At 50.9% G+C, this 21,223-nt stretch carries 18 protein-coding genes; 3 read left to right on the top strand and 15 right to left on the bottom strand.

The window, feature by feature from the left end:
* Window positions 1-2 precede the first annotated feature (2 nt).
* The 7 genes from H6G89_RS09395 to H6G89_RS09365 form a co-directional block, all read right to left on the bottom strand.
* The gene (locus tag H6G89_RS09395; RefSeq protein ID WP_190505303.1) at window positions 3-1,160 is read right to left on the bottom strand and encodes a hypothetical protein; all 1,158 of its coding nucleotides are present in this window, start codon (window positions 1,158-1,160) and stop codon (window positions 3-5) included.
* Window positions 1,157-2,953, bottom strand: a complete 1,797-nt coding sequence (locus H6G89_RS09390) for an asparagine synthase-related protein (protein ID WP_190505301.1) — start codon at window positions 2,951-2,953, stop codon at window positions 1,157-1,159. The genes H6G89_RS09395 and H6G89_RS09390 overlap by 4 nt, the downstream gene beginning before the upstream one ends.
* A gap of 751 nt (window positions 2,954-3,704) precedes the next feature.
* A complete protein-coding gene (locus H6G89_RS09385) occupies window positions 3,705-4,655 on the bottom strand; it encodes a sll0787 family AIR synthase-like protein (protein WP_190505299.1) in 951 nt (316 codons plus the stop codon).
* 398 nt (window positions 4,656-5,053) lie between these two features.
* Window positions 5,054-5,572: an MSMEG_0567/Sll0786 family nitrogen starvation N-acetyltransferase gene (locus tag H6G89_RS09380; protein ID WP_190505297.1), complete on the bottom strand. Its 519-nt coding sequence runs from the start codon at window positions 5,570-5,572 to the stop codon at window positions 5,054-5,056.
* Complete coding sequence (locus H6G89_RS09375) at window positions 5,547-6,683, bottom strand: MSMEG_0568 family radical SAM protein (RefSeq protein ID WP_190505295.1); 1,137 nt, start codon at window positions 6,681-6,683, stop codon at window positions 5,547-5,549. Before H6G89_RS09375 ends, H6G89_RS09380 begins: the two co-directional genes overlap by 26 nt.
* Window positions 6,684-6,718: 35 nt before the next feature.
* Window positions 6,719-7,714 carry a Nit6803 family nitrilase gene (locus H6G89_RS09370; protein WP_190505293.1) on the bottom strand — a complete coding sequence of 332 codons (996 nt, stop codon included), beginning with the start codon at window positions 7,712-7,714 and terminating at the stop codon, window positions 6,719-6,721.
* Window positions 7,715-8,004: 290 nt separating this feature from the next.
* Window positions 8,005-8,487, bottom strand: a complete 483-nt coding sequence (locus tag H6G89_RS09365; protein ID WP_190505291.1) for an MSMEG_0572/Sll0783 family nitrogen starvation response protein — start codon at window positions 8,485-8,487, stop codon at window positions 8,005-8,007.
* Between the two features lie 1,013 nt (window positions 8,488-9,500).
* On the opposite strand from H6G89_RS09365, the gene dnaK reads away from it, so the two are divergent.
* Both dnaK and H6G89_RS09355 read left to right on the top strand, forming a co-directional pair.
* Complete coding sequence (gene dnaK, locus H6G89_RS09360; RefSeq protein ID WP_190505289.1) at window positions 9,501-11,456, top strand: molecular chaperone DnaK; 1,956 nt, start codon at window positions 9,501-9,503, stop codon at window positions 11,454-11,456.
* A 23-nt stretch (window positions 11,457-11,479) separates the two neighbouring features.
* On the top strand, window positions 11,480-12,016 hold the full coding sequence (locus tag H6G89_RS09355; protein ID WP_190505283.1) for a DUF1349 domain-containing protein: 537 nt from the start codon (window positions 11,480-11,482) through the stop codon (window positions 12,014-12,016).
* Between the two features lie 7 nt (window positions 12,017-12,023).
* Here the strand turns inward: H6G89_RS09355 and H6G89_RS09350 are convergent, their stop codons facing one another.
* The 3 genes from H6G89_RS09350 to H6G89_RS09340 all read right to left on the bottom strand — a co-directional run bounded on the left by H6G89_RS09350 (window position 12,024) and on the right by H6G89_RS09340 (window position 14,074).
* On the bottom strand, window positions 12,024-12,458 hold the full coding sequence (locus H6G89_RS09350) for a Rad52/Rad22 family DNA repair protein (RefSeq protein ID WP_190505281.1): 435 nt from the start codon (window positions 12,456-12,458) through the stop codon (window positions 12,024-12,026).
* Window positions 12,459-13,038: 580 nt separating this feature from the next.
* Entirely contained in the window at window positions 13,039-13,512 is a 474-nt protein-coding gene (locus H6G89_RS09345) for a GNAT family N-acetyltransferase (protein WP_199336623.1), read from the bottom strand.
* 19 nt (window positions 13,513-13,531) lie between these two features.
* Window positions 13,532-14,074: an MOSC domain-containing protein gene (locus H6G89_RS09340; protein WP_190505280.1), complete on the bottom strand. Its 543-nt coding sequence runs from the start codon at window positions 14,072-14,074 to the stop codon at window positions 13,532-13,534.
* 256 nt (window positions 14,075-14,330) lie between these two features.
* Here H6G89_RS09340 and H6G89_RS09335 point away from each other — a divergent pair, with 256 nt between their 5' ends.
* The gene (locus tag H6G89_RS09335) at window positions 14,331-15,545 is read left to right on the top strand and encodes an MFS transporter (protein ID WP_190505277.1); all 1,215 of its coding nucleotides are present in this window, start codon (window positions 14,331-14,333) and stop codon (window positions 15,543-15,545) included.
* Here the strand turns inward: H6G89_RS09335 and H6G89_RS09330 are convergent.
* The 5 genes from H6G89_RS09330 to H6G89_RS09310 are packed head-to-tail and all read right to left on the bottom strand — an operon-like array spanning window position 15,526 to window position 21,114.
* On the bottom strand, window positions 15,526-16,149 hold the full coding sequence (locus H6G89_RS09330; protein WP_190505275.1) for a nucleotidyltransferase family protein: 624 nt from the start codon (window positions 16,147-16,149) through the stop codon (window positions 15,526-15,528). The two genes, H6G89_RS09335 and H6G89_RS09330, sit on opposite strands and share 20 nt — an antisense overlap.
* The gene (locus H6G89_RS09325; protein ID WP_190505273.1) at window positions 16,128-17,306 is read right to left on the bottom strand and encodes an XdhC family protein; all 1,179 of its coding nucleotides are present in this window, start codon (window positions 17,304-17,306) and stop codon (window positions 16,128-16,130) included. Before H6G89_RS09325 ends, H6G89_RS09330 begins: the two co-directional genes overlap by 22 nt.
* A 3-nt stretch (window positions 17,307-17,309) precedes the next feature.
* Complete coding sequence (locus H6G89_RS09320; protein WP_190505271.1) at window positions 17,310-19,403, bottom strand: xanthine dehydrogenase family protein molybdopterin-binding subunit; 2,094 nt, start codon at window positions 19,401-19,403, stop codon at window positions 17,310-17,312.
* A complete protein-coding gene (locus H6G89_RS09315) occupies window positions 19,400-20,392 on the bottom strand; it encodes an FAD binding domain-containing protein (RefSeq protein WP_190505269.1) in 993 nt (330 codons plus the stop codon). Before H6G89_RS09315 ends, H6G89_RS09320 begins: the two co-directional genes overlap by 4 nt.
* The gene (locus H6G89_RS09310; RefSeq protein WP_190505267.1) at window positions 20,389-21,114 is read right to left on the bottom strand and encodes a 2Fe-2S iron-sulfur cluster-binding protein; all 726 of its coding nucleotides are present in this window, start codon (window positions 21,112-21,114) and stop codon (window positions 20,389-20,391) included. The genes H6G89_RS09315 and H6G89_RS09310 overlap by 4 nt, the downstream gene beginning before the upstream one ends.
* Between the last annotated feature and the right edge of the window lie 109 nt (window positions 21,115-21,223).

Here is a 21,223-nt window from a genome sequence, read left to right as displayed (position 1 = left end):
TTTCACACTGTCGGTTTAACCACCGAGCGTGTAGCTTCAATGATTTGATTTTTGAGAATGCACAGCTTTAACGCTTGAACATAGTGTGATCCGATGCCTTGCTGTTGTGCTTGTTTTAGAACAGCTTGCAAGATTTTCAGTTGTCGTCCCCGGACTCGCACACCAACAATCTGCTGTGGCTTTAAGGTTTGACTAAAACAGGCAGGTTTTCGCACGCCGAGAATCATAAACAGCAGCAAATTACGCACACACTTCTCGCATTGCCCACAATTGCGATCGCGCTGTTTACCTTGCCAGCACACTCTCAGATACTGCATTGCCTCATCCCACGCCAACAAGGCTTGCAGTTTTTCTAATCGGGTAAATTGAGCCCCATCATGGACACAGGAAAAGGCCTGGTTGGATAGCAATGGATCGGTCAGAGGGGTTGATCCGCAAGGAAAAATGAGATCGCTGTAGGCATAAGAACTGCCGATTAATCCAGCACTAAATCGCCGTTGCAGCAGCATCAGACAGGAGGCGATCGCGGCTCCAAACCCATCTTCCCAGGGAGTTTGGAGTACCTGACGAAAATTAGTCGCCATGGGAATCAAATCCACGTTGCGACTGGAAAGAATAACCCTGGACTTGACCACTGCCTGCTCAAATCCTGGAGTGTCTTCTAGCGGGATGTCAAACCCGTGTACCATCAACCCTGCCTGTAGGGGTTGTTTTAGGCGACCGGCTAACTCGGTTCGATGATGCAACACCGTAAAACAAGCATCCACTCCACCGGAAAAAGCAGCGATCGCCCGTTGCGATCGCTCCAACGAGGGGATATCACTGTCTGCTTCTCGTTCTACATCGGCGTGAATGCCAATCCTGCTGTAGCGGCGCGGTTCCCAACTTGACCAAATGCTTTGGAAGACTTCCAGGTTTCGTAACAGCGACGGAGACACTTCCCCATGCACGACCAGATCTGTTTTACGAATCATAGCCTGCATGACAGTGGCTACCACAAACGGATCGGCACTCTGGGTTAGCCACGATTGGCACGTCTGGGGTACTCGATACCAGAGTTGACGTGGCTGACGATTAACCCCCTCAATCGTCGCGCTAATAGTTGCCTGTCCGTCCGTTAGAACGACAGGTTCAATCCAGAGGTGAGTTTGGGGTTTCATAGGTTCTTATTTGCCCACAGCAGAAAACATAGCAGCATTTGTAAGCGCAAGGACTCAATAATGACGTCTGATTGAAGGGGGATAGGTTTGTGAGGCGGTGGCAGCAGTTCATTCAGGACATCCGTGTTGAAAAGATCGCTCACGGTCTGACGATATGGCTCTACCTGCTGGCGAATCTTGCGCCATCCGGCATTGTTAATTGAAAAAATCCGGTAGTAATAACGACGTTCATACCCCAGTCGTTGTTGCACTTTGTGCCAGTGCTGTTGCAGTGTCTGCAATGGGCGAAGACGGTGGCGATCGCCATCTGACAACAATGGCTCGACATTAAAAGCATTATGATCTAACGGCAGACGAGCAAGATCGGGAAATCGCGTTTTAACTAAAGCTCGCTGGGCGCGGCGTTGACTGGTCGTAGCCGCAGGCATAACCGACGCGATCGCCAAAAGTTGCTGATCGAGAACGGGCAAAATAGGCCACCCACCAAACGAAAACCGCCATGCCTTACTGGCGACCCCAAAACGATTTTGATAATACAGGCTAAAACTCCAGGCTTGCTGAAACTCTAAATCAGAATAACGGTTGTAATCCTCTTCTAGATAGGCAATTGTCTCTGGGATGAACTTGGCAATATCAGGACGCAGCAAGCGTTGTAAGGTAGGCACCGGGAGGCTTTTCTTGTTTGAACGGGCAAAATTGGCAGCAAAAGCTCCAGAAGCAGTCCGCGTTCCACAAATTACCCGATCCATCACAAATCCAGTCATCACACGGTTAGGAGCCTGTTGCAAATAGGAAGCCGAATCCCAATCTACACCTGTCACTCCGTAGGGTCCGGTTGCCAACTGCTCCCAACGCACCATCAGATCGGCATAGTGCGGATACTTGGACAGAGGCACGGATGCCTGCCGATGTTCAAACCCCAGACGACGGGCTACTGTCTTGGCGCACTCCATTTCCAAATCGCTTGAGTTGCCCAGGGTTATTGCCAACGGGGATGCCCCATGACGATGCAGGTAGCCTGCCAACATGCGAGAATCTAACCCACCTGAAAAGAGAAAACTACAGCGATCGCTCGCGGGTGCATGACGGGCGATCGCTTGGTCGAGTGCGGCATCCAAACACTCAAGCTGTTCATCAAACGACAACTTATCGTATCCAGCCTGTTCAACCTGCGCTTGAAAACAGGGAATGCGATATTGCTGCACCTCCTGAAGAGATGATTCAGGGTGCCACACCAACAGATTACCAGCACCGAGTCGCTGTACGCCATTCCAGAGGGTTTGTCCGCCGATAAGCGATTGCAACATCAAAATGCTGACTAAGGCTTGCGGATTGAACTGAGGTTGCACCAATGGGTGATGGCGAAACAGTTCTGGGCTAGAACCGACCAACACAACATCTTGAGAACTGTAATAGTAGATCGGAAAGAAACCTAACAGGTCGGCACCAACCGTCATACCCTGCTGAGCATGATAAGTCAGTGCAGCATAATAGCCATCAAAGGCAGGATAGGTCGATGGCTCACCGTGCCATTTTCTTTGTAGCTCCGCTGCATTGATTCGCTGATAGGCTCCAGGCGGAATTGCATCTCCCCATATCACTGTGATCTCGTCTGTATCACTCTCACAACTGATCGGAGCTTGAGGATTTGCTGCCCAAACCACGACTAAATCATGACTTGCCAGCGATCGCGTAACTAGCCCTGGCACAGGGGCAATCTGTGGAGTAATCGACTTGATATAGGCTGAACGGCGATCGCCATTCGGGTCAAGAACAGCAAGAAAATTAGCCACAATATAATATCCAAATTTTGGGTTTAGAGGCTTGAACTAGATGCCATGATTATCAGTACAACCATCATGATTGGTATTAATCAGCGATCGCCATCAAAAATGATTCACCATTAACAAATGGCTGCAATTTACAGATGAATTGCTATTAACAATCTGTCATTAATAATGAGTTTTTAATAACAGTTCTTCAGGTCAAGTTGAGAGACGGCTCAGCTATTGAGTAGGTTATTACAGCCGTGACTCACTGTGTAGATGCTGGCTTATAATCAGTCTAAAGGATTCAAAGCTCAACCAAAGCCTCTCATCTGTCTTCAACCATCAATCAGATCAAATCCAACGATTAGCTAGCTTTTCAGGGTAAGTCTCACAGTAGAATGCATACTTATTCAGTGTAGTAGATACAATTTATCATCGTCAAATTTGACTTCTGCAAAACTGTAATGATCGCGTAAATATGTCATCCAAAACCTTTACCGATTAGAAACTTGAGCTATAATAAACCATTCCAAAAAACACATGATATCTTCATACAAGTCATGATCTTTTTTAAGAGTTTCTATGATTAAATACTTCAAAATGCTGAGTTTTTTGAGTGGCACAAATCCTAAAGCAACAGCAGATCTGTATCTCGGAATTATTCGACTATGCCAATCAAAACTGAACGCTTTAGTTGATTGACAAAAGCTTTAAAACCCCCAATATTTTGTGTTGTGTCTAGCGAATTGAATTCACGCCTATCCGTTTGAATGCACTAACGGGGTGCAAATCCGGTAAGAGGTTGTTGGGTAAAGTCCCAAAACACAGCAGATTCAGAGTGCGATCGCAGTTCGAGTTGATGCGTTGGTTCCACCGTGCCGATCACTTCACACACTAAATCCCGTTGGCGAAAATGGGCTTGTACTTCAGCAACGCGATCGCCACGCACACTTAACAGAAATCCATAACTGGGAAAGCTAACTAACCAGCGATCGAGGTCTAGCCCTGTAGGACAGGGCACCTGATCCACATTCAAAACGGCACCACAATTAGAGGTTTCCAACAGCATCAGAAGCGTACCTACAATGCCACCCATGCTGATATCTTTCCCCGCATCACACAAGCCCGATTCTGCCAGGTCTGGCAGCAATGCAAGATCAGCCCGGAGTTGCACAGGGTCAGCTCTGGTAGCCGCATCCCAGAAGGGATATTTGGGGTGGGGCTTACCCCGGAAGTCGATCGCCACCATTAGAGCGTCACCCGGTTGGGCGTTGAAACTGGTAATAAGCTGCTTGGCGCGTCCCAAAATCGCTACGGACAAAGCATTGTAAGGACTATGGCAATTGGTATGCCCTCCCACAATGGGGACACTATAGGTTTGGGCGGCAGCCGTCATGCCTTGCCAGATAGGGTGTGTTGCCTCGGCAGACGTACTCCACAACGCATCAACAACGGCGATCGGACGCCCCCCCATCGCGTAAATATCACTGACACTAACCAAGACTCCACACCACCCAGCAAACCAGGGTTCCGACTCCACTAGCAAAGGTAACATTCCCTCCGCTGCAAAGAGGAGATAGCCGTCACCATCGGGAATTGCGGCACAGTCATCCCCCAGTTGAATTGCATTTGAACCCAAATTCAATCGTGTTGCTGCGGTTTGGATATCTTGTTTGTGCAGGATGCCGAGAGATTGGCGTAACTGGGCAACTAGGGCTGAGAGCATTTTTGATAGAGGGAGTGGGGGAGTAGGGAGTCGAGGGGGTTAAGGGAGTCAGAGAGATGAGAAACAGGTTTCAGTCCATCCTTAGGTTCAATGCTTCCGATCTATTTCCTATCCCCTGTTCCCACTCATACCAATTTGAATTGGCTTCGCTGCACATGATTCCGTAAGGGCCTTTCGCGAAACGCCCCTACCCACTGATCTGCCACAATCAAACATTAAATCGGTATCAGCATTATTAACCATTGACCATCAACCATTGACCATTGACCATCAACCATCAACCATTAACCATCAACTATTGACTATTAACCATTAACTATTGACTATTAACCATTAACTATTGACTATTAACCATTAACTATTGACTATTAACCATTGACCATTAACCATCGCCTCCTCTATGAAGCTTCTTTTGCCGAAAAAGGCAGGATGGGGCGCGGTTCATTGGTGGGGGGATAATATTCCAAATCGGCTTCCATCAGGTGGTGGGGGCGATCGCACACGGTAATCTCTTCGAGCGATCGCCAGTGCCACCGTTGAAAGAAACGGACGTTTTGCTGCTGCACGGTCGCTAAAAAGCGGTGGCATCCCCAGGTGTTAGCTGTGGTAACAGCTTTGTAAATCAGTCCTTTGCCAATTTGCCCAACACGCCGATAGTCGGGATGAACGCCCAACCGCCCGCCATACCACAACCCTGGCTCTGGCTCATAAATCCGCACAACACCCACCACCATCGTTGTAAAGGGGGTGTCATGGGCGATCGCCACAATCGGGTAAGCGTATCGATCAATCTCATCCATGTCGCTGTCATCAAACAACCCCTGTTCTTGGCAGAAGATGGAACGACGCAGAGCAAAGTAAGCCTTGACATCACTGGGAGAAACGGCAAGTTTAAACGTGTAACGCTGCGGCATCATAACGGTTTGTGGAAGTGCATTCAGAAGACTTGGATTCAAAAGTAGACAGAGCAGAACAGGCACCACACTTGGCACAACCCGCTTTAATATCAGCAGAAGCCATGCCAGAACGACGGAGGCGATCGCCAACATGTTGATACAGGGCAAACATGAAATCGCTGCTGGGGGCGGGCTGTTGCGCCAGTGGAGTGTTAGTAATGGGTACAAAGGGTACGACAAATGGGTAAACACCCAGATCAATCAGGCGATCGCACATACTCGTCAGGGTTTCCAGCGAGTCGCCCAGACCCGCCAACAGGTACGTGCTGACCTGCCCCCAACCAAACACCTCAACGGCTGCGGTGAACGCCTCCAGGTAAATTTCTACAGGTACAGTCGCTTTCCCCGGCATAATTCGGGCGCGCACATCGGGATCAACCGCTTCCAGGTGCATTCCTAAACTGTCGATACCAGCGGCTTTCATCCGGGCAAACCAGGCAAAATCGTCAGGGGGTTCACACTGCGCCTGAATCGGCAGATCCACACGGGCTTTAATGGCTCTGGCGCATTCTGTCAGATATGCGGCTCCGCGATCGCTCGTGTTGGGAGTGCCTGTCGTCATCACCATGTGTTTCACGCCATCCAGTCGGACAGCGGCTTCTGCGACTTCTGCCAATTGAGCAGGAGTCTTGCGGGCGATCGTGCGATCAGCATCCAGCGACTTTTCGATCGCGCAAAATTGACAGGCGGTTGCCGGGTCACGATAGCGCATACAGGTCTGCAACACGGTGGTTGCTAGCACATCGTGACTGTGGAGCAGTGCAATCTTCCAATAGGGAATGCCATCGGCTGTAGTGAGGCTATAAAACTTGGGTTGCTTGGGAAATTCAATTGGGGCGATCGCCTCTCCGGCACATTCCAGCATCACCTGTTCAGTGGTCGAAAGCGTTGCGGTGTAAGGCGACTGGGCGGCTGTATCCGTGAAGATAGGCACCATAACGGTGGTTCCATCTACTGTCACCGCCTTATGGTCTGATGGACCTGCACCACCGCGCCGACCTGAAGCCCCAACCTCTTCTACTAAGCGGAGTCCATGCGATTGTAATTCTGTGATGATGCGCTGTTTGTCCATGTTTAAGGAGATTTTATTGTGAGAAGAGATAAGCTTCAATCCTCTGTCAGCAACGAAAGTTCGATCGCTGGAGTCACTCCACCTTGTAGAGGATCACCAAAACTACCAACAACGTGCGATCGCGCCTCTGTATTGAGCTGCAATTGCAGCAAGTCAGGACGGGCGTAGTGTCCCACTGAATCCATCATGCGTTTGCGCTTGGTAATGAGGGAGAAATCTAGATCGGCGATCGCCATTCCCTCTCCTTCCGTAATCGCAGGGCAGAGATGAGTGCCTTCCGGACTAATAATAGCGGTATTACATCCACCTGTTAGCACTCGTTGCAACTTCTCATCGGGGGTGATCTGCTGCACTTGCTCTGGGGAAAGCCATGCAGTGGCATTCACCACAAAGCAACCTGACTCCAGCGCATGATGGCGAATGGTGACCTCAATCTGATCTGCAAAGATCTGACCGACCATTGAACCAGGAAACTGAGAACAATGAATTTGTTCATGTTGCGCCATCAACGCAAACCGTGCCAATGGGTTGTAATGCTCCCAACAGGCAAGTGCTCCCAACTTGCCCACGGCAGTATCTAACACCTTCAACCCGGAACCGTCTCCCTGTCCCCATACCATACGCTCATGGTAGGTGGGTGTAATCTTGCGGCGGCGCGACAGCAGCGTGCCATCTGCATCGAATACTAATTGCGTGTTGTATAGCGAACCGTTATCCCGCTCATTTACCCCCAACACCACGACCACCCCATAAGAGCGAGCGGCTCGACTCACGGCATCTGTTACCGGACCCGGAACGGTTACTGCCTCTTCGTACAGGCGCATGTGCTCCTTGCCCATTAACACTGGAGGTTGCACAAACGAGAAGTAAGGGTAATAGGGCACTACCGTTTCTGGAAACACCACCAACTGTGCACCGGCTTGTGCTGCCTGGGCGATCGCCTGCAACACCTTTTCAACCGTGCCATCTCGACTAAATAACACCGGACTCAGTTGTACCGCTGCTGCCCGAACTGTACGTGCGTAATCCATAAGAGGAGAAAAAAAAAGAAAGAAAAAGGAAGAAAGAAAAGAGAAGAGAGAGGAAAAAAGTATGAAGACTAGAAGAGATAAAGAAACTGATTCAAACGAAGTAAGAGGTTGATTTATTCGGCGTTGCTGAATGGCGGGATGGCTTTCCTGATACAGGTGTGAGCGAGACGCTCACACTCCTTTTAGGCAAATCGTTTCAACCAGTGTGAGCATCTTGCTCGCGACTCATTCATCCCCAATGTCAGCAATGCCATTCATTCCTCTTTCTCTCTTCTCCTCTCTTCAATCTTCTACACCGTCCAGGTATCCAAAATGAAGGCGTTGTCTTTACGATGCAGGAGGATCAAATCCAACACATCTAGCGGGCTGATAGGACGGATTCCAGGTATCAAGGAAGGTTCACCATGACCGTATAACGCTTGCAGCGCAAAACGGCAGGCATAGACCTTGCCACCCTCAGCAATAAATTTGCTGAGTTGATTGTTGAAGTTTTGGTGTCCCGGAAAAGCTTCGTCACCAATCTTAGGAAAGCCCCGTTGCACACCTAAAGTGACCCCAGGACCATAGAGCAACACAGAGGTTTCAAAACCTTTGCGGAGGAGTCTCAGAGCTTGCAACAAGTTGACCAGACCGATCGATCCTTCAAAAGCGACCGTATGGAAGGTCACGAGTGCTTTTTCCCCCGGTTCTGCTTTCACATCGGGGAAGACTTTTTCTTCGTAGTCTACAAAGAAGTCACCAACTTGGTGAGCGGGGGTAGTTACTTCAGGCATGAATATCTTCCTCGGTTAGTAAAGGTTGAAGAACTGACAGCAATTGAACAAGACTGACTCAAGGACATTCGTTGATTGAAGCGTGAGCACAGATTGAACACCGTAACGCAGTAGTCGATTCATCAACGGTTGAATCAGCGTTTGTTCAAACAGTCTAATTACTGAGCAGGTTAAAAGGTGATTTCAGCAGGTTTTGTATCTGTCATTACGAAAGCTATAAATCTGACATTATGGCTAGGCAGTAAGCGCATTCCGATCAGAGGTATCGTTTCTTCTACCAAACGACCTATCGATTTAAACAGGTTGACTATGTTAAGTACTGCTATTGGCGTTGCTGAATAGAGGGATGATTATTTTGAAACAGACGTGAGCGAGACGCTCACACTCCGTTCAAATGAATCGTTTAAACCAGCATCCTGCTCGCGACTCATTCATCCCCAAGATTAGCAATGCCCTGCTATTCACAGATAGGGTTTGGAAATAAAATCAGGGGTTCCACCTCTGCACCCCAAATTCCCACCCTTATTTACGACGAGTTGTACTAAGTTAAATTTCAGTAAATTATATCGAGGCAATGTTTAAGGTATTCCTATTCTCAACCTGACAAGTATACGCAACCTCGACAAAACTAAACTCAACTGATTCACACAATCTAGAGGCAGCACTATACGTTTATTAGAGTTTTAGGCTATCCTTTTGGTAACATCTGTAACAGACCTAAAAAGCCTGACACGGTGGGTAAGGGTGAAGGTTAGAGTTGCTCAATAACCGTGAGAATGCATCAACCATTGAGCCAACTGCTGGATGTTTCTACCAAGTGGGTGTTTTTGATTAAGCGCGAATAGGTTGGGTAGACAACGTGCTACGCCAACGCTTTCTAAATTAGCCTGAGTTCGAGATCAGAATCTTGGCAATCGCCGATTCGATGAAATCCGGGTGCCATGAAATATCTCTGAAGATATTAATAATTGCATTTACCGTCGCTCAACTCGTATTTCCCTGTTCATAACACTATGACAACTACTGGCAAGATCATCGGTATTGACTTAGGCACAACCAACAGTTGTGTCGCCGTGCTCGAAAATGGCAACCCCGTCATCATTCCTAACATGGAAGGAGGGCGCACGACTCCCAGTGTCGTTGGTTTTCGAGACTTTGATTGTTTGGTCGGTCAGTTGGCAAAGCGACAGCTTATTCCCAATGCTCAAAACACGGTTTTTAGTATCAAGCGGTTTATGGGTCGCCATTGGCAGGATACGGCATTGGAGCGATCGCGTGTCCCCTATATCTGCATTCCTAGCCAAGATAATCGGGTCAAAATCCAAATCCGCAACCAGGCTTACACCCCTCAAGAAATTTCAGCCCGGATTCTCAAAAAACTCAAAGACGACGCCGAAAAGTATTTGGGTGAACCTGTCACTCAAGCCGTTATTACAGTACCTGCTTACTTCAGTGAGGCACAACGACAGGCAACCAAGGATGCTGGTAAACTGGCAGGCTTAACGGTTCGACGCATCATCAATGAACCGACAGCCGCTGCCCTTGCCTACGGTTTAGCAAAACCAGAACAAGAACAGTGCATTCTTGTGTTTGACCTGGGAGGCGGCACCTTTGATGTCTCAGTCTTACGCCTGGGCGACCAGGTCGTAGAGGTCGTTGCTACGGCGGGTAACAACCATTTGGGAGGCGATGATTTTGATGATTGCATTGTGCGCTGGTTAGTTGAGCAGTTCAAAGAGCAAGAGGGCATTGATCTATCGACAGACGCGATCGCCCTACAACGCCTTCGAGAAGCTGCTGAGAAAGCCAAGATCGAGCTTTCTAACACGATTACTACCAACATTAACTTGCCGTTTTTAACAGCTGGAAATGATGGTCCCAAGCACATGGATATCGAGTTTACTCGTGCTCGATTTGAGGTGTTAACCCGACACCTGATTGAAAGTACGATGGAACCAGTGACCCAAGCCATCAAGGATGCAGGTTTAGCCATTGACCAGATCGATCGCATTTTGTTGGTTGGCGGGTCAACCCGCATTCCCGCCGTGCAAGCGGCTCTTAGCAAGCAGTTACCCAACAAATCCCTCGATTATTCCATGAACCCAGATGAAGTGGTGGCACTGGGTGCGGCTGTCCAGGGGGGCATTTTAACTAAAGAATTGAGCGACAATGGCAACAACACCATGCTTCTGGATGTTACACCCCTGTCACTGGGAATTGAAACGTTGGGGGGTGTTTTTATCCCCATCGTTGACCGGAATACCACCATTCCTACCAGCCAAACTCGCATCTTTTCAACCGCTGCTAATGGGCAAACTGCTGTTGAGGTGCATGTGCTGCAAGGTGAGGCTGCCATGGCAGTGGAGAATATCAGCCTTGGTCGATTGATTCTCAGCAATATTCCTCCGGCTCCGCGTGGCGTTCCGCAAATCGAGGTGAATTTTGAGATTGATGCCGATGGTATCTTAATCGTCTCTGCTCAAGATCTGGGAACAGGGCAGCAACAAAAATCTAACTTGATCAATACAGGTCATTTAAGTGAGAGCGAGATTCAAGCAATCTTAAAACGATGGGAAGAACAAGCTGAAACAGATACATTGCGGAGACGGATTGCAGAACTAAAAAACGAAGCAGAAATACATATATTAGAGACTTATAAAACAACATTAATCGAGTATGGAGAGCGAATTCCGCAACCGCTCAAGATGAAAGCGCATGCATTAGCAGAGAATTTGAAACGGGCGATCGCTCAACCTGACACAACCCTTGATCAACTCCAGCAACACTGCACAGCTCTACAGGATGTCTTGCTGACATTAGGGCAAAAGGTTTATGAGCATCTTGAAACAGCAACCTCACCAACCGCCGCAATAACCGTATCAAACGAATTCGGCTCAAGTGAGTATGATGAATATGACGACTCGACTGAGCAGGCAACAGACATTGCCGAATATCAGGCGGTTGAATAGACACTCAACAATCAGGGATAACCATGCAGTGGTACAACGAGCCTCCAGACTGGCGACAGGAGGGAGACGTGCTCCACATAACAACGGGAGCAAAGACTGACTTCTGGCGGAAAACCCACTATGGGTTTATTCGGGATGATGGACACTTCTACTACCAGGAGGTCACGGGCAATTTCACCGCCGATGTCAAAATCACAGGGCACTATCAGGTGCTCTATGACCAGGCAGGCATCATGGTTCGCGAGAGCGAAACCGTTTGGCTCAAATGCGGCATTGAATTTGTTGAAGAGGTCCAAAATATCAGTGCCGTTGTGACACGAGACTTTTCCGATTGGTCAGTCACACCATTGCTTAATCCACCAACTTCACTGTGGCTACGAGTGCAGCGACGGGCAGAGGCGATCGAGGTGCAATACTCTCTGGATGGCTCCCACTATCAGCTGTTGCGTCTGACCTACCTGACCGGGGCTGAAACCGTTCAGGTGGGCTTGATGGCAGCATCCCCTCAAGGCGAAGGATGTGCGATCGCTTTTGAAGGGTTTCACATCACGCAACCATAAAGTCTCTTTAAGCGGCTCTGCGACCACTGACGTATTCGAAAAATGCCTTCTTTTTCGTCGGGTTGCTTTGAGCATCCAAATAGGCAGCAATGCCAAACTGCTCTGCTGCATTTTTAAACGCATCTGCCGTTGCTCGTTCAATCGGATCACCATAGGCAACATTTTTGCCCTCATGACTTAACATCTCGATTGGGGTTGAGCCGATTCCCTGATGACTCACACCACAGATCGTCAGAGTACAAACGATGATGCAGTACCCCTCGGTAAACGTCAGGTCGGAATAAGCATTCGTCCAGTCTTCGGGGCAGACTCGGTTGAGCCGCGCCCGAACCGTTTGCCACGGCACGAAGTACCAGTCTCCTCCACCCGGCACCTGCCGTTTTTTGTGCTCGTGGGGTTCAAATTTGGCAGTCAGTTCAGGAAGAATGTCTGAGAGTTTCATCGCTTTCACGCTTGAGGAAAATTGACAGTATCGCCTAGGCGGACTTCGCTTCAGTAGCCGCGAATCATCCACTGGGTTCAGTCCCCCAATCACTGGGATGCAACCCCCAACGGACTTTGGTCGGATAGCTACGAATACATTCGCTGGAGACGTCTAAAACCCCAGATGAGGCTTTGTCCCCAGACCTTGATCCCAACTATCTATAACAACCGAGGGGTTGGTTAGGACGGGGTGCAGGGGTGGAACCCCTGGCTGAGGGCGCAGCCCCCACCCCCCTTGTATTAACTGTCTCGACAGTTGCTATCTTCTGTCGGTCGCAATAGTATATTTATACTATTATAACACAGGCAAATAGTGTCGCTGAAGGCAGATGTGATTCTCAAAAACTGACCACCGAAAACTGACCACCTTTATAGGGACGTTTCGCGAATCACTCCCACGAAATTCATAGATTAAAGTAGCCCCATCGGCAAGAGAGCAATAGCAATAGAGGGCAATGAAACACGTGACCTGCAAGCGATCGCAGATAGTATTACAACCCCTACAACGAACCCCATCGAACTGATACAGAAACAAGTTTCTACAACTTTTTTGCCATAAACACACTATTTGGATCCTTAACATAGCCCGCAAACGGACCGCGATATTCAAATCCATAGCGCGCGTATAGGGCGCGTGCTGGTGCAAACTCAGGAAACGATCCGGTTTCTAAATACAGGCAATCATAGTCACGCCGTTTAGCCTCTTGAATGATGTGTTCCAAAATTTTTGAAGCAACACCTTTGCGACGGTGAGCATCAACGGTACGCATTGATTTGATCTCACCCGTTTTAGAATCGAGTTCTTTTAATGCGCCACATCCCAGTAACTCGTCTCCCTCCCAGGCTGTCCAGAAGGTGATGTCAGGCGATCGCAACCCTTCCAGGTCGAGTGCATGGACGCTTTCGGGCGGTGTGATCTCGTGCATGTTGTTGAGATGTTCCCGCAGCAAGTCAATGATCGCTTTACCCGTTAGATCATCTTCACGAATGTCCAATTGTCTATTCTCCTTCATGGGTTCTAAAGGTACATCATCAAACTCGCTCTAATGGACGGTGAGGCTCTGGAGGCAGTTCAACATCAATCCCATCCCCTGAGCAAACCTCACCACTCGACAGCACAATACTCATCACTCCTGCCTTGCGAATCAGATTTCCCTGGTCGTCACGCCCTAACACCGCCGACATTAACCCCGTTTGAAATTGGTTGAGTTGAACGCAAGGATTTCGCAAACCCGTCACCTGGATAACGGCTGTGCTACCGATATGTAGCTTTGTCCCCGTGGGTAACTGGAGCAGATTAATGCCGCGTGTAGTGATGTTTTCACCCATCTCTCCTGGAGCAACGACAAATCCAACCGTCCGCAACTCGTCGTGCAACTCCGCATGAATGAGATGCACCTGGCGCAGGTTTGGCTGAGTTGGGTCAACAGCAACCCGCGATCGGTGTTTCACAGTTTCCCCAGAGTGGGCATCTCCCTCGACTCCAAGCCCAGCTAACAGTTGAATGTTGGGTTGATTTGTCTTCGTAAATGTGTGACTGGCACTGCGGCTGACGGCAACAACAACACCCTGCATCACGCACCTCCCCCGAATGATTTCAGTGTTCTCAATCCTTCAAAACGTGCCTTGTTGGAACCATACTTCCGCTTCAACGATTGGGCAAAAATGGCTCAATCGATTCCTCCCACACATCATGCTTCAACACTCAATGTTCTGAAATCCTCCAACAGGATCTTAGTCAATTGCAAGGATATCTCCCTTGACCGAGAGAGGAGTACGATATCTGAATCACCTGAATGATGGTGTTTTGGACTCAGCAAAGTATTAGCTTATGACACAGGTTTCTTCTCGTGTGCTGTGGTTACAAGTGTGGGGACTGGCAGCTGTGCAGGGGGCGATCGCACTTGTCTGGGTCATCTACAATCTCTATTTGATTGCCTTGTTAGAGGAATTCGGGTTCTCTGCAACGCTGGCAACCGGATTACTCATCCTTGAGAATGGGCTGGCGGCGGTGATGGAGCCGTTGATGGGTAGCCTGTCTGACCGAGCACAGCAATGGATTGGTAGCCGTTTTCCCTTCATTGCGGTGGGCATCATTCTCGCAGCAACCTGCTCCATCGCCATCCCAACAATCGCCATCTTTGGACTGCGATCGCCCATCTTACGGTGGCTGATGCCAGCTGTGCTCGTTGCTTGGGCTTTAGCGATGACCGTCTTTCGCAGTCCTGCCCTGTCGCTCCTGGGACGTTATGCCCTCGCGACCCAACTGCCGCAAGCTGCCAGCATTTTAACCCTGGTCGGGGGTTTGGCTGGAGCACTCGGTCCCCTCGCCAGTGGAATCATTCTGGGATTAGGACCCATGGTGGCATTTAGTATCGGAGCCTTTGTCCTGTTAGGAGCCGCTGTGGCGTTGCGGAGCGTCAGTCCCAATCAACAGGTGCAAGCTCAAGCCAATACCGCTTCTCCAACTCAAGCAGCAAAGACATCGCATCGGATCTCGTTGATCGCACTGGGCTTACTCCTGGGTGCAGGGGTTGGGGTTGGATTGGGCTTTCGCTTACTGATGCAAAACTTTCCCAAGATTCTGGTTGCCCAAGGGGTGACCCAACCCAGCTTGATTGTAGGCATGATTTTTATCACGTTAGCCCTCACCGCTATTCCAGCAGGGCGATTGGCGGTGTATTGGGGCAATCGAACGGCGATGGTAGCAGGACTTGGGGCGATGGCTCTGCTGTGTGCTGTCATGCTCTGGAACCAACCTACTTGGATTGCTGTGGCGATCGCCATTGCGTTTGGAGCAGCCTTTAGCCTCGTCTCCAATGGCACTCTTCCCTTTGCGCTGTCGATGGTGCCCCCCGATAAAGGCGGATTAGGAACGGGCATGTACTTCAGTGGTGGGGCGATCGCCAACAGTGTCTTTGGTTCCTTCTTTGGGACGGGCGATAGCTTATCGCCAACGGTGGGAGGAATTACTGCTGCGATCGCCTTTGCTGTAGCGGGTTTATGTGTTCTGGCAACCTTTAGACTCAGGCAAATGAAACGTTAGAAGGGATGGAGCAGCGGGAGTGGGAGAGAATATCCAGATCGTGGGGGGTATCCAGATCGATCGCTCCTTGGGCAAATGCAATGCTCATGCAATAGGAGCGATATTGCCGCATCAGGGATCTCGCTCCCCGATCTCCTGACAGGGTCATTAACTCTGGAAAAAGTGTTTTGTCGAAAAGGGCTGGAACACCGAGCGTGTCCTCGTATTCGGAGGCGATGATGAGAGAGTTAGACGTTTGATAACCCGTCATCAATTGTTGAATCAGATGAGATGTGACAAACGGTTGATCACACACCATGAGAACAATCGCCTCTAGATCAGACGCAAGCTGCAAAACTTGCTGTAATCCACACCGGATAGAACTTGCCATTCCTGTTTGCCAGTGTGCGTTGTGGGTAAGGTGGATGTTTAGATTTATGAGGTGGGGGGCGATCGCGGCTGCATAGGCTCCCAAAACCACTCCAACTGGCTGCCCCCCTGATGCAATGGCTACTTCTGCCATGTGCTGAATCAGCGGCTTACCCTGATAATCCAACAGTTGTTTGGGTTGACCCAGACGGGTAGAGGCTCCCGCTGCCAAAATCAAGATACCCGTTCGAGACATGGCGATTGGGACGAATGAATAGAACCGACGCGATCGCGCAAAAAGCGAGCAGAACGCCCACTGATGACCGCTTGAATTTCAGCAATGATGGAAAGGGCAATCTCTTCTGGCGTTTCAGCCCCCAGATCTAATCCCACTGGGTTATACAGATGTTGCCGTTGCTGAGAGGTGGGAATGATGCCCTGGTCGGCAAGGTCTTGCCAGAGTCGCTGCATGCGGTGTTTGGGACCCAATACCCCCAGGTAGCGGAGTCGTGCCGGAATCAGGGCTTTAAGGAATGCCAGATCGCTGAGATAGCGATGGGTCATGACGACTGCAACGGTTTTTGCAGTGAGTAAATGGTGATAGTCTGCAAACTGTTCAGGTTGGCAGCAGATCAGGCGATCGGCTTGAGGAAACCGATCAGGGGTCACATATCCGGATCGAGGGTCGATGACCGTCACGTGCCAGCCTAATCGTTTCGCCAGTTCCACAACGGGAATCGCGTCATGTCCTGCTCCAAAAATCAGCAGGGGCACCGGGGGACGAATCACGTCTAACAAAACGTTAATCGTTCCCGTGGGGAATGCGTAGGGCTGCACGCGATTTTTTTGTTCAATCAAGGTTCTGTAGAGGTCTCCATACAGTTCCGTCGGGGCAAATCGCCAGTGACCCCGGCAAACATTTTCTGTGTTGTGGAGAGTGTTGCATTGCGGATCGATGCTCATCATCAGGCGATCGCCCACCTGCACATCCAGCGACCCTTCGACAGAAAAGACCGTGGCGATCGCGCCGACTTGCGACGTGTTCAGACAGGCTTCCATAAACGCCAATTGTTGAATAATCGTGGTGTTGTCCAACGGTTCCAATAGAATATCGACCGTGCCATTACAGCCCAGCCCAAACCCAAACACGATGTCATCCCTGGAGGTGGTGTCGTACCGCACCAGAAGGCGATCGCCACTGGAAAAGAGGGGGCGCGATCGCTCCAGCAGGTCGCTTTCTAAACACCCTCCGCTGATGGCACCGATCATCTGTCCATCGTCAGTCAGTAACATTCGGGCACCCGGTCTGCGGTAAACAGAACCGCTTGTTTGCACAACCGTTGCCAGGACTGCCCGTTTTTGGGACTTTTGAAGCTGTTTTGCCGCTTGCAATATGCGTTGTAATTCGTTCATAGACTATGCCATTAACTTGTCTGGCGTTATCGGCAAACTGCGAATCCGTTTTCCGGTGGCGTGATAGATGGCGTTGGCGATCGCGGCTGCCACTCCGGTAATGCCAATTTCTCCTGCACCCCTTGCACCGAGCGGGTTAAAGGCGAGATCGGGTTTGCCAACAAACACGACCTCAATGCGCGGAATATCGGCATGGCTGGGGTAGTGGTAGGTTGCCAGGTCATAGACCACTGGATGCCCCAGATTGGGATCAAACAGACACTCTTCCATCAACGCGCCCCCGATGCCCATGATCACGCCACCCCGAATCTGACTGGCGGCGGCTTTCGCATTCATCACCCGTCCGACATCCATGACGGCGACCCAACGGGTGACTCGTAACCGTCCCAGTTCCTCATCGATCGCCACTTCACAAAAATGGGCACCCCAGGATTGAAACGCCCACTGTTTCCCCTCTTCACCGGGAGCCGCAGAGCCCGTCGCCTCCAGGGCTGCCCGTCCGGTGCGCTGGAGTTCCCGCAGGGCATCGGCAACGGTGGCAAAGTTTCCGGAGTTCAGTAAGTTTTGACAGGCTTGCTGAACGGCAGGCATGAGAGAAGCAGTCATTTGCGAACCCCCTGCCAACCCGCCATCGGGAAACAGGGAATCCCCAATTTCGACGGTGATATTGTCCACGGATATACCCAGGGTTTCCGCCACCATGATCGCCACCAGGGTATAGGCTCCAGTGCCCATATCATTGGCGGAGGTCAGCACATTTACCCGTCCATCCGGTAACAGTCGGACTTTTACCGACGCCCTGCCCCGATAGCTGGGAAAGGTCGATGCTGCCATTCCCCATCCGATTCGTTGACCGTCACGAGTCAGGCTCCGGGGACGGGACGGGCGGTTTTCCCAGCCAAACCGTTTAGCTCCCTCTTGCAGGCAATCTGCGAAATGTTTGCTGGAGAAGGGAAGATCATTCCGCAGATTCGTTTGAGTTTCGTTTTTGAGCCGCAACTCGATGGGGTCGAGGTTGAGTTGCCATGCCAGTTCATCCATTGCCGATTCCAGTGCCCACATTCCGGGAACTTCACCGGGTCCCCGCATCCAGGTGGGAGTACCAATGTTGAGGGTGGCAACGGTTTGGCTCGTATGCACATGGGGTGCGGCATACATGACGGGGGTGATATTGGTGCAGTGTTCGGTAAAAGCTTCAACGGGAGAGGTAACGGATTTTGCGGTGTGGGCGATCGCCACCAACGTTCCGTCTGCCTCTGCGGTGAGTCGGATGGTCTGTTCCGTTTCAGAACGGTGTCCCGTATTAGCAGTCATCTGGCGGCGACTGACGACCAGCTTTAGGGGACGCTGAATCTGACGGGCAACGGCAGCACACAACACACTGTGCGACCAGGGAAATGCCTTTGACCCAAATCCACCCCCGATAAAAGGCGTGACGATGCGTACCTTTTCGGTGGGAATGCCAAACAATTCCGCGTAGGTGCGCTGAACCGCCGCAACCCATTGGCACCCTTCGTAAACCGTGAGGGAATCGTTCTGCCAGTGGGCAATGATGGCGTGGGGTTCCATCATGGCGTGCAGTTCGGTGGCGGTGGTGTAGGTTGCTTCCAGGGTTGGAGATTCGCTTGCCGGAACAGGTTCCCCTTTTTGAAATTCCAGATTTTCAACCGCTTGGAAACTCCCCTGGGCAAAATCCGCGATCGCCCTTTCGACGTCGTATTCCACCTGAATCAGTTGGGCAGCCTCCCGCGCCCGCTCGAAGGTATCTGCGACAACCAAGCCAATAATCTGCCCACTGTAGTGAATCTGGTCATCTGAGAGGGGCGGACGAGATTCGTAGAGCTTGCTGGTTGCGAAGTCGTTAGTGACGGGGAAGACTTTAGGCGCGTTTTGGTGAGTTATCACGGCGATCACACCGGGCGATCGTTCTGCTGCCTGAGTCGCCAGCGATCGCACTCGTCCTTTGGCGATCGCCGCTGTCACCAGATACCCATGCACCAACCCCGGAAGCCGCTGTTCGGCGGTGTAGGTCGCTGTTCCCGTCACCTTCGCCAACCCATCCTTTCGGCTGACCGCTGTTCCTATGATGCTGCTCATGTGATGCCTCCTCCCTGTGCTGATATGGTGAGAGCCCGTTTGATTGCCCGTTTTGCCATTTCCACTTTGAAGCCGTTGTGGGTCAGGGGTTTCGCTCCCTGTAAGACAATTTCTGCTGCCTGTTGAAAGGTTTCAACTGTGGCGGGTTTGCCCTTGAGGAAGGATTCCGCTGCGAGCGATCGCCAGGGTTTATGTGCCACTCCCCCTAACGCCAACCGGACATTCTGAATTCTTTCCCCGCTGACCTCGATCGCCGCTGCCACCGAAACCAGCGCAAACGCATAGGAGGCGCGATCGCGCAGTTTGAGGTAAACGCCCGTTTTCGCAAAAGGAACAGAGGGCAGCAGAACAGCGGTGATCAGTTCGCCAGGTTCCAGATTGGTGTCCCGCTCTGGGCTGTCTCCCGGTAAGCGGTGAAAGTCGTGGAAGGGAATTTGTCGTCTGCCTGTCGTTCCCTCCACTTCAACGATTGCCTCCAGTGCCGCCAATGCCACGCCCATATCCGAGGGATGAACCGCAACGCAGTGATCACTGGCTCCCAAAATGGCGTGCATCCGATTCACGCCGTTAATGGCAGGACACCCGCTACCCGGTTGCCGTTTGTTGCAGGCAAACACCGGATCAGAGTAGTAGGGACAACGGGTGCGTTGCAGCAAATTTCCCCCCACGGTTGCCACATTGCGGATCTGCTGAGACGCCCCAGACAGAATGGCACGAGCTAACAGAGGATACTCTCGCCGAATCTGGGGATGGTCGGCAACGGCGGTATTGGTTGCCAGTGCGCCAATCCGAATGCCAGTTGGTGTAGATTCAATCTGCTTCAAATCCAGACGGGAGACATCGATGACTTGATCAGGGTCATCCAGAAAAACCTTGAGGCGATCGACCAGATTGGTTCCTCCGGCAATGAATTGAGCATTTTGAGCGCGAGATGCCTGGTGGATGGCATTCTCTACGGAAGTCGCCCGGACGTAGGCAAAATTCTTCATCCTGCTGCCTCCTGTAGGAGGATTGTGGCGGCAGGGGAAGGCGGGGTTTGTCCGGCGGATTGTTGGATGGCAGCGACAATGCCGTTATAGGCACTACAGCGACAGAGGTTGCCGCTCATTCGCTCCTTGATTTCTGCCTCCGATAGGGTTGCCGCTTGCGGTGGGCGAGTCAGATCGGCGGTGACTGCACTGGCACAGCCCCGGTTTATCTCCTCCAACAGCGCAACAGACGCGCAGATTTGCCCTGAAGTGCAGTACCCGCATTGAAACCCATCATTATCAATAAATGCCGCTTGTACGGGATGGAGTTGCTCACCCCTCGCCAACCCTTCAATTGTGGTAATCGATCGCCCCTCCTGCATGATGGCAAGGGCAAGACAGGAATAGATGCGATCGCCATCGATCAGCACAGTACAGGCTCCACACTGTCCGTGATCACAGCCCTTCTTGGTTCCGGTGAGTGCTAACCGTTCTCGCAACAGATCCAATACCGTGACACGCGGTTCAATGGAGACAGTGTGCGATCGCCCATTAATCGTCAGCGTGACGGGCGTTTCGCCTTGAATGGGGGCATGGGGGTCAGGGGGTGGTTCTTGAGCTTCTGCAACGGGAGTCGTATCTAAAACTTTGGGCGCAACGATTGCCGTTCCTGCTGCGGTCAGGGCTTGTCCCAGGAACCTGCGCCGAGAGGTTCCCGACGGTTTTTGATGATCCGATGGCATGGTTGATGTCTCCGGAATATGAGTGAACCTGAGAAAACGATTCGCGAACGAATGAATTCCACCATGCCGTAATTGCAGAATTGAAAGATAGTAAATTTTGGACAGGACG

Origin of the sequence: Oscillatoria sp. FACHB-1407 (assembly GCF_014697545.1) — a bacterium.
In the GTDB taxonomy this organism is placed as follows: Bacteria; Cyanobacteriota; Cyanobacteriia; order Elainellales; family Elainellaceae; genus FACHB-1407.
Note: the sequence above shows the minus strand (reverse complement) of the source record. Positions and strands in the feature narration are given on the sequence as shown.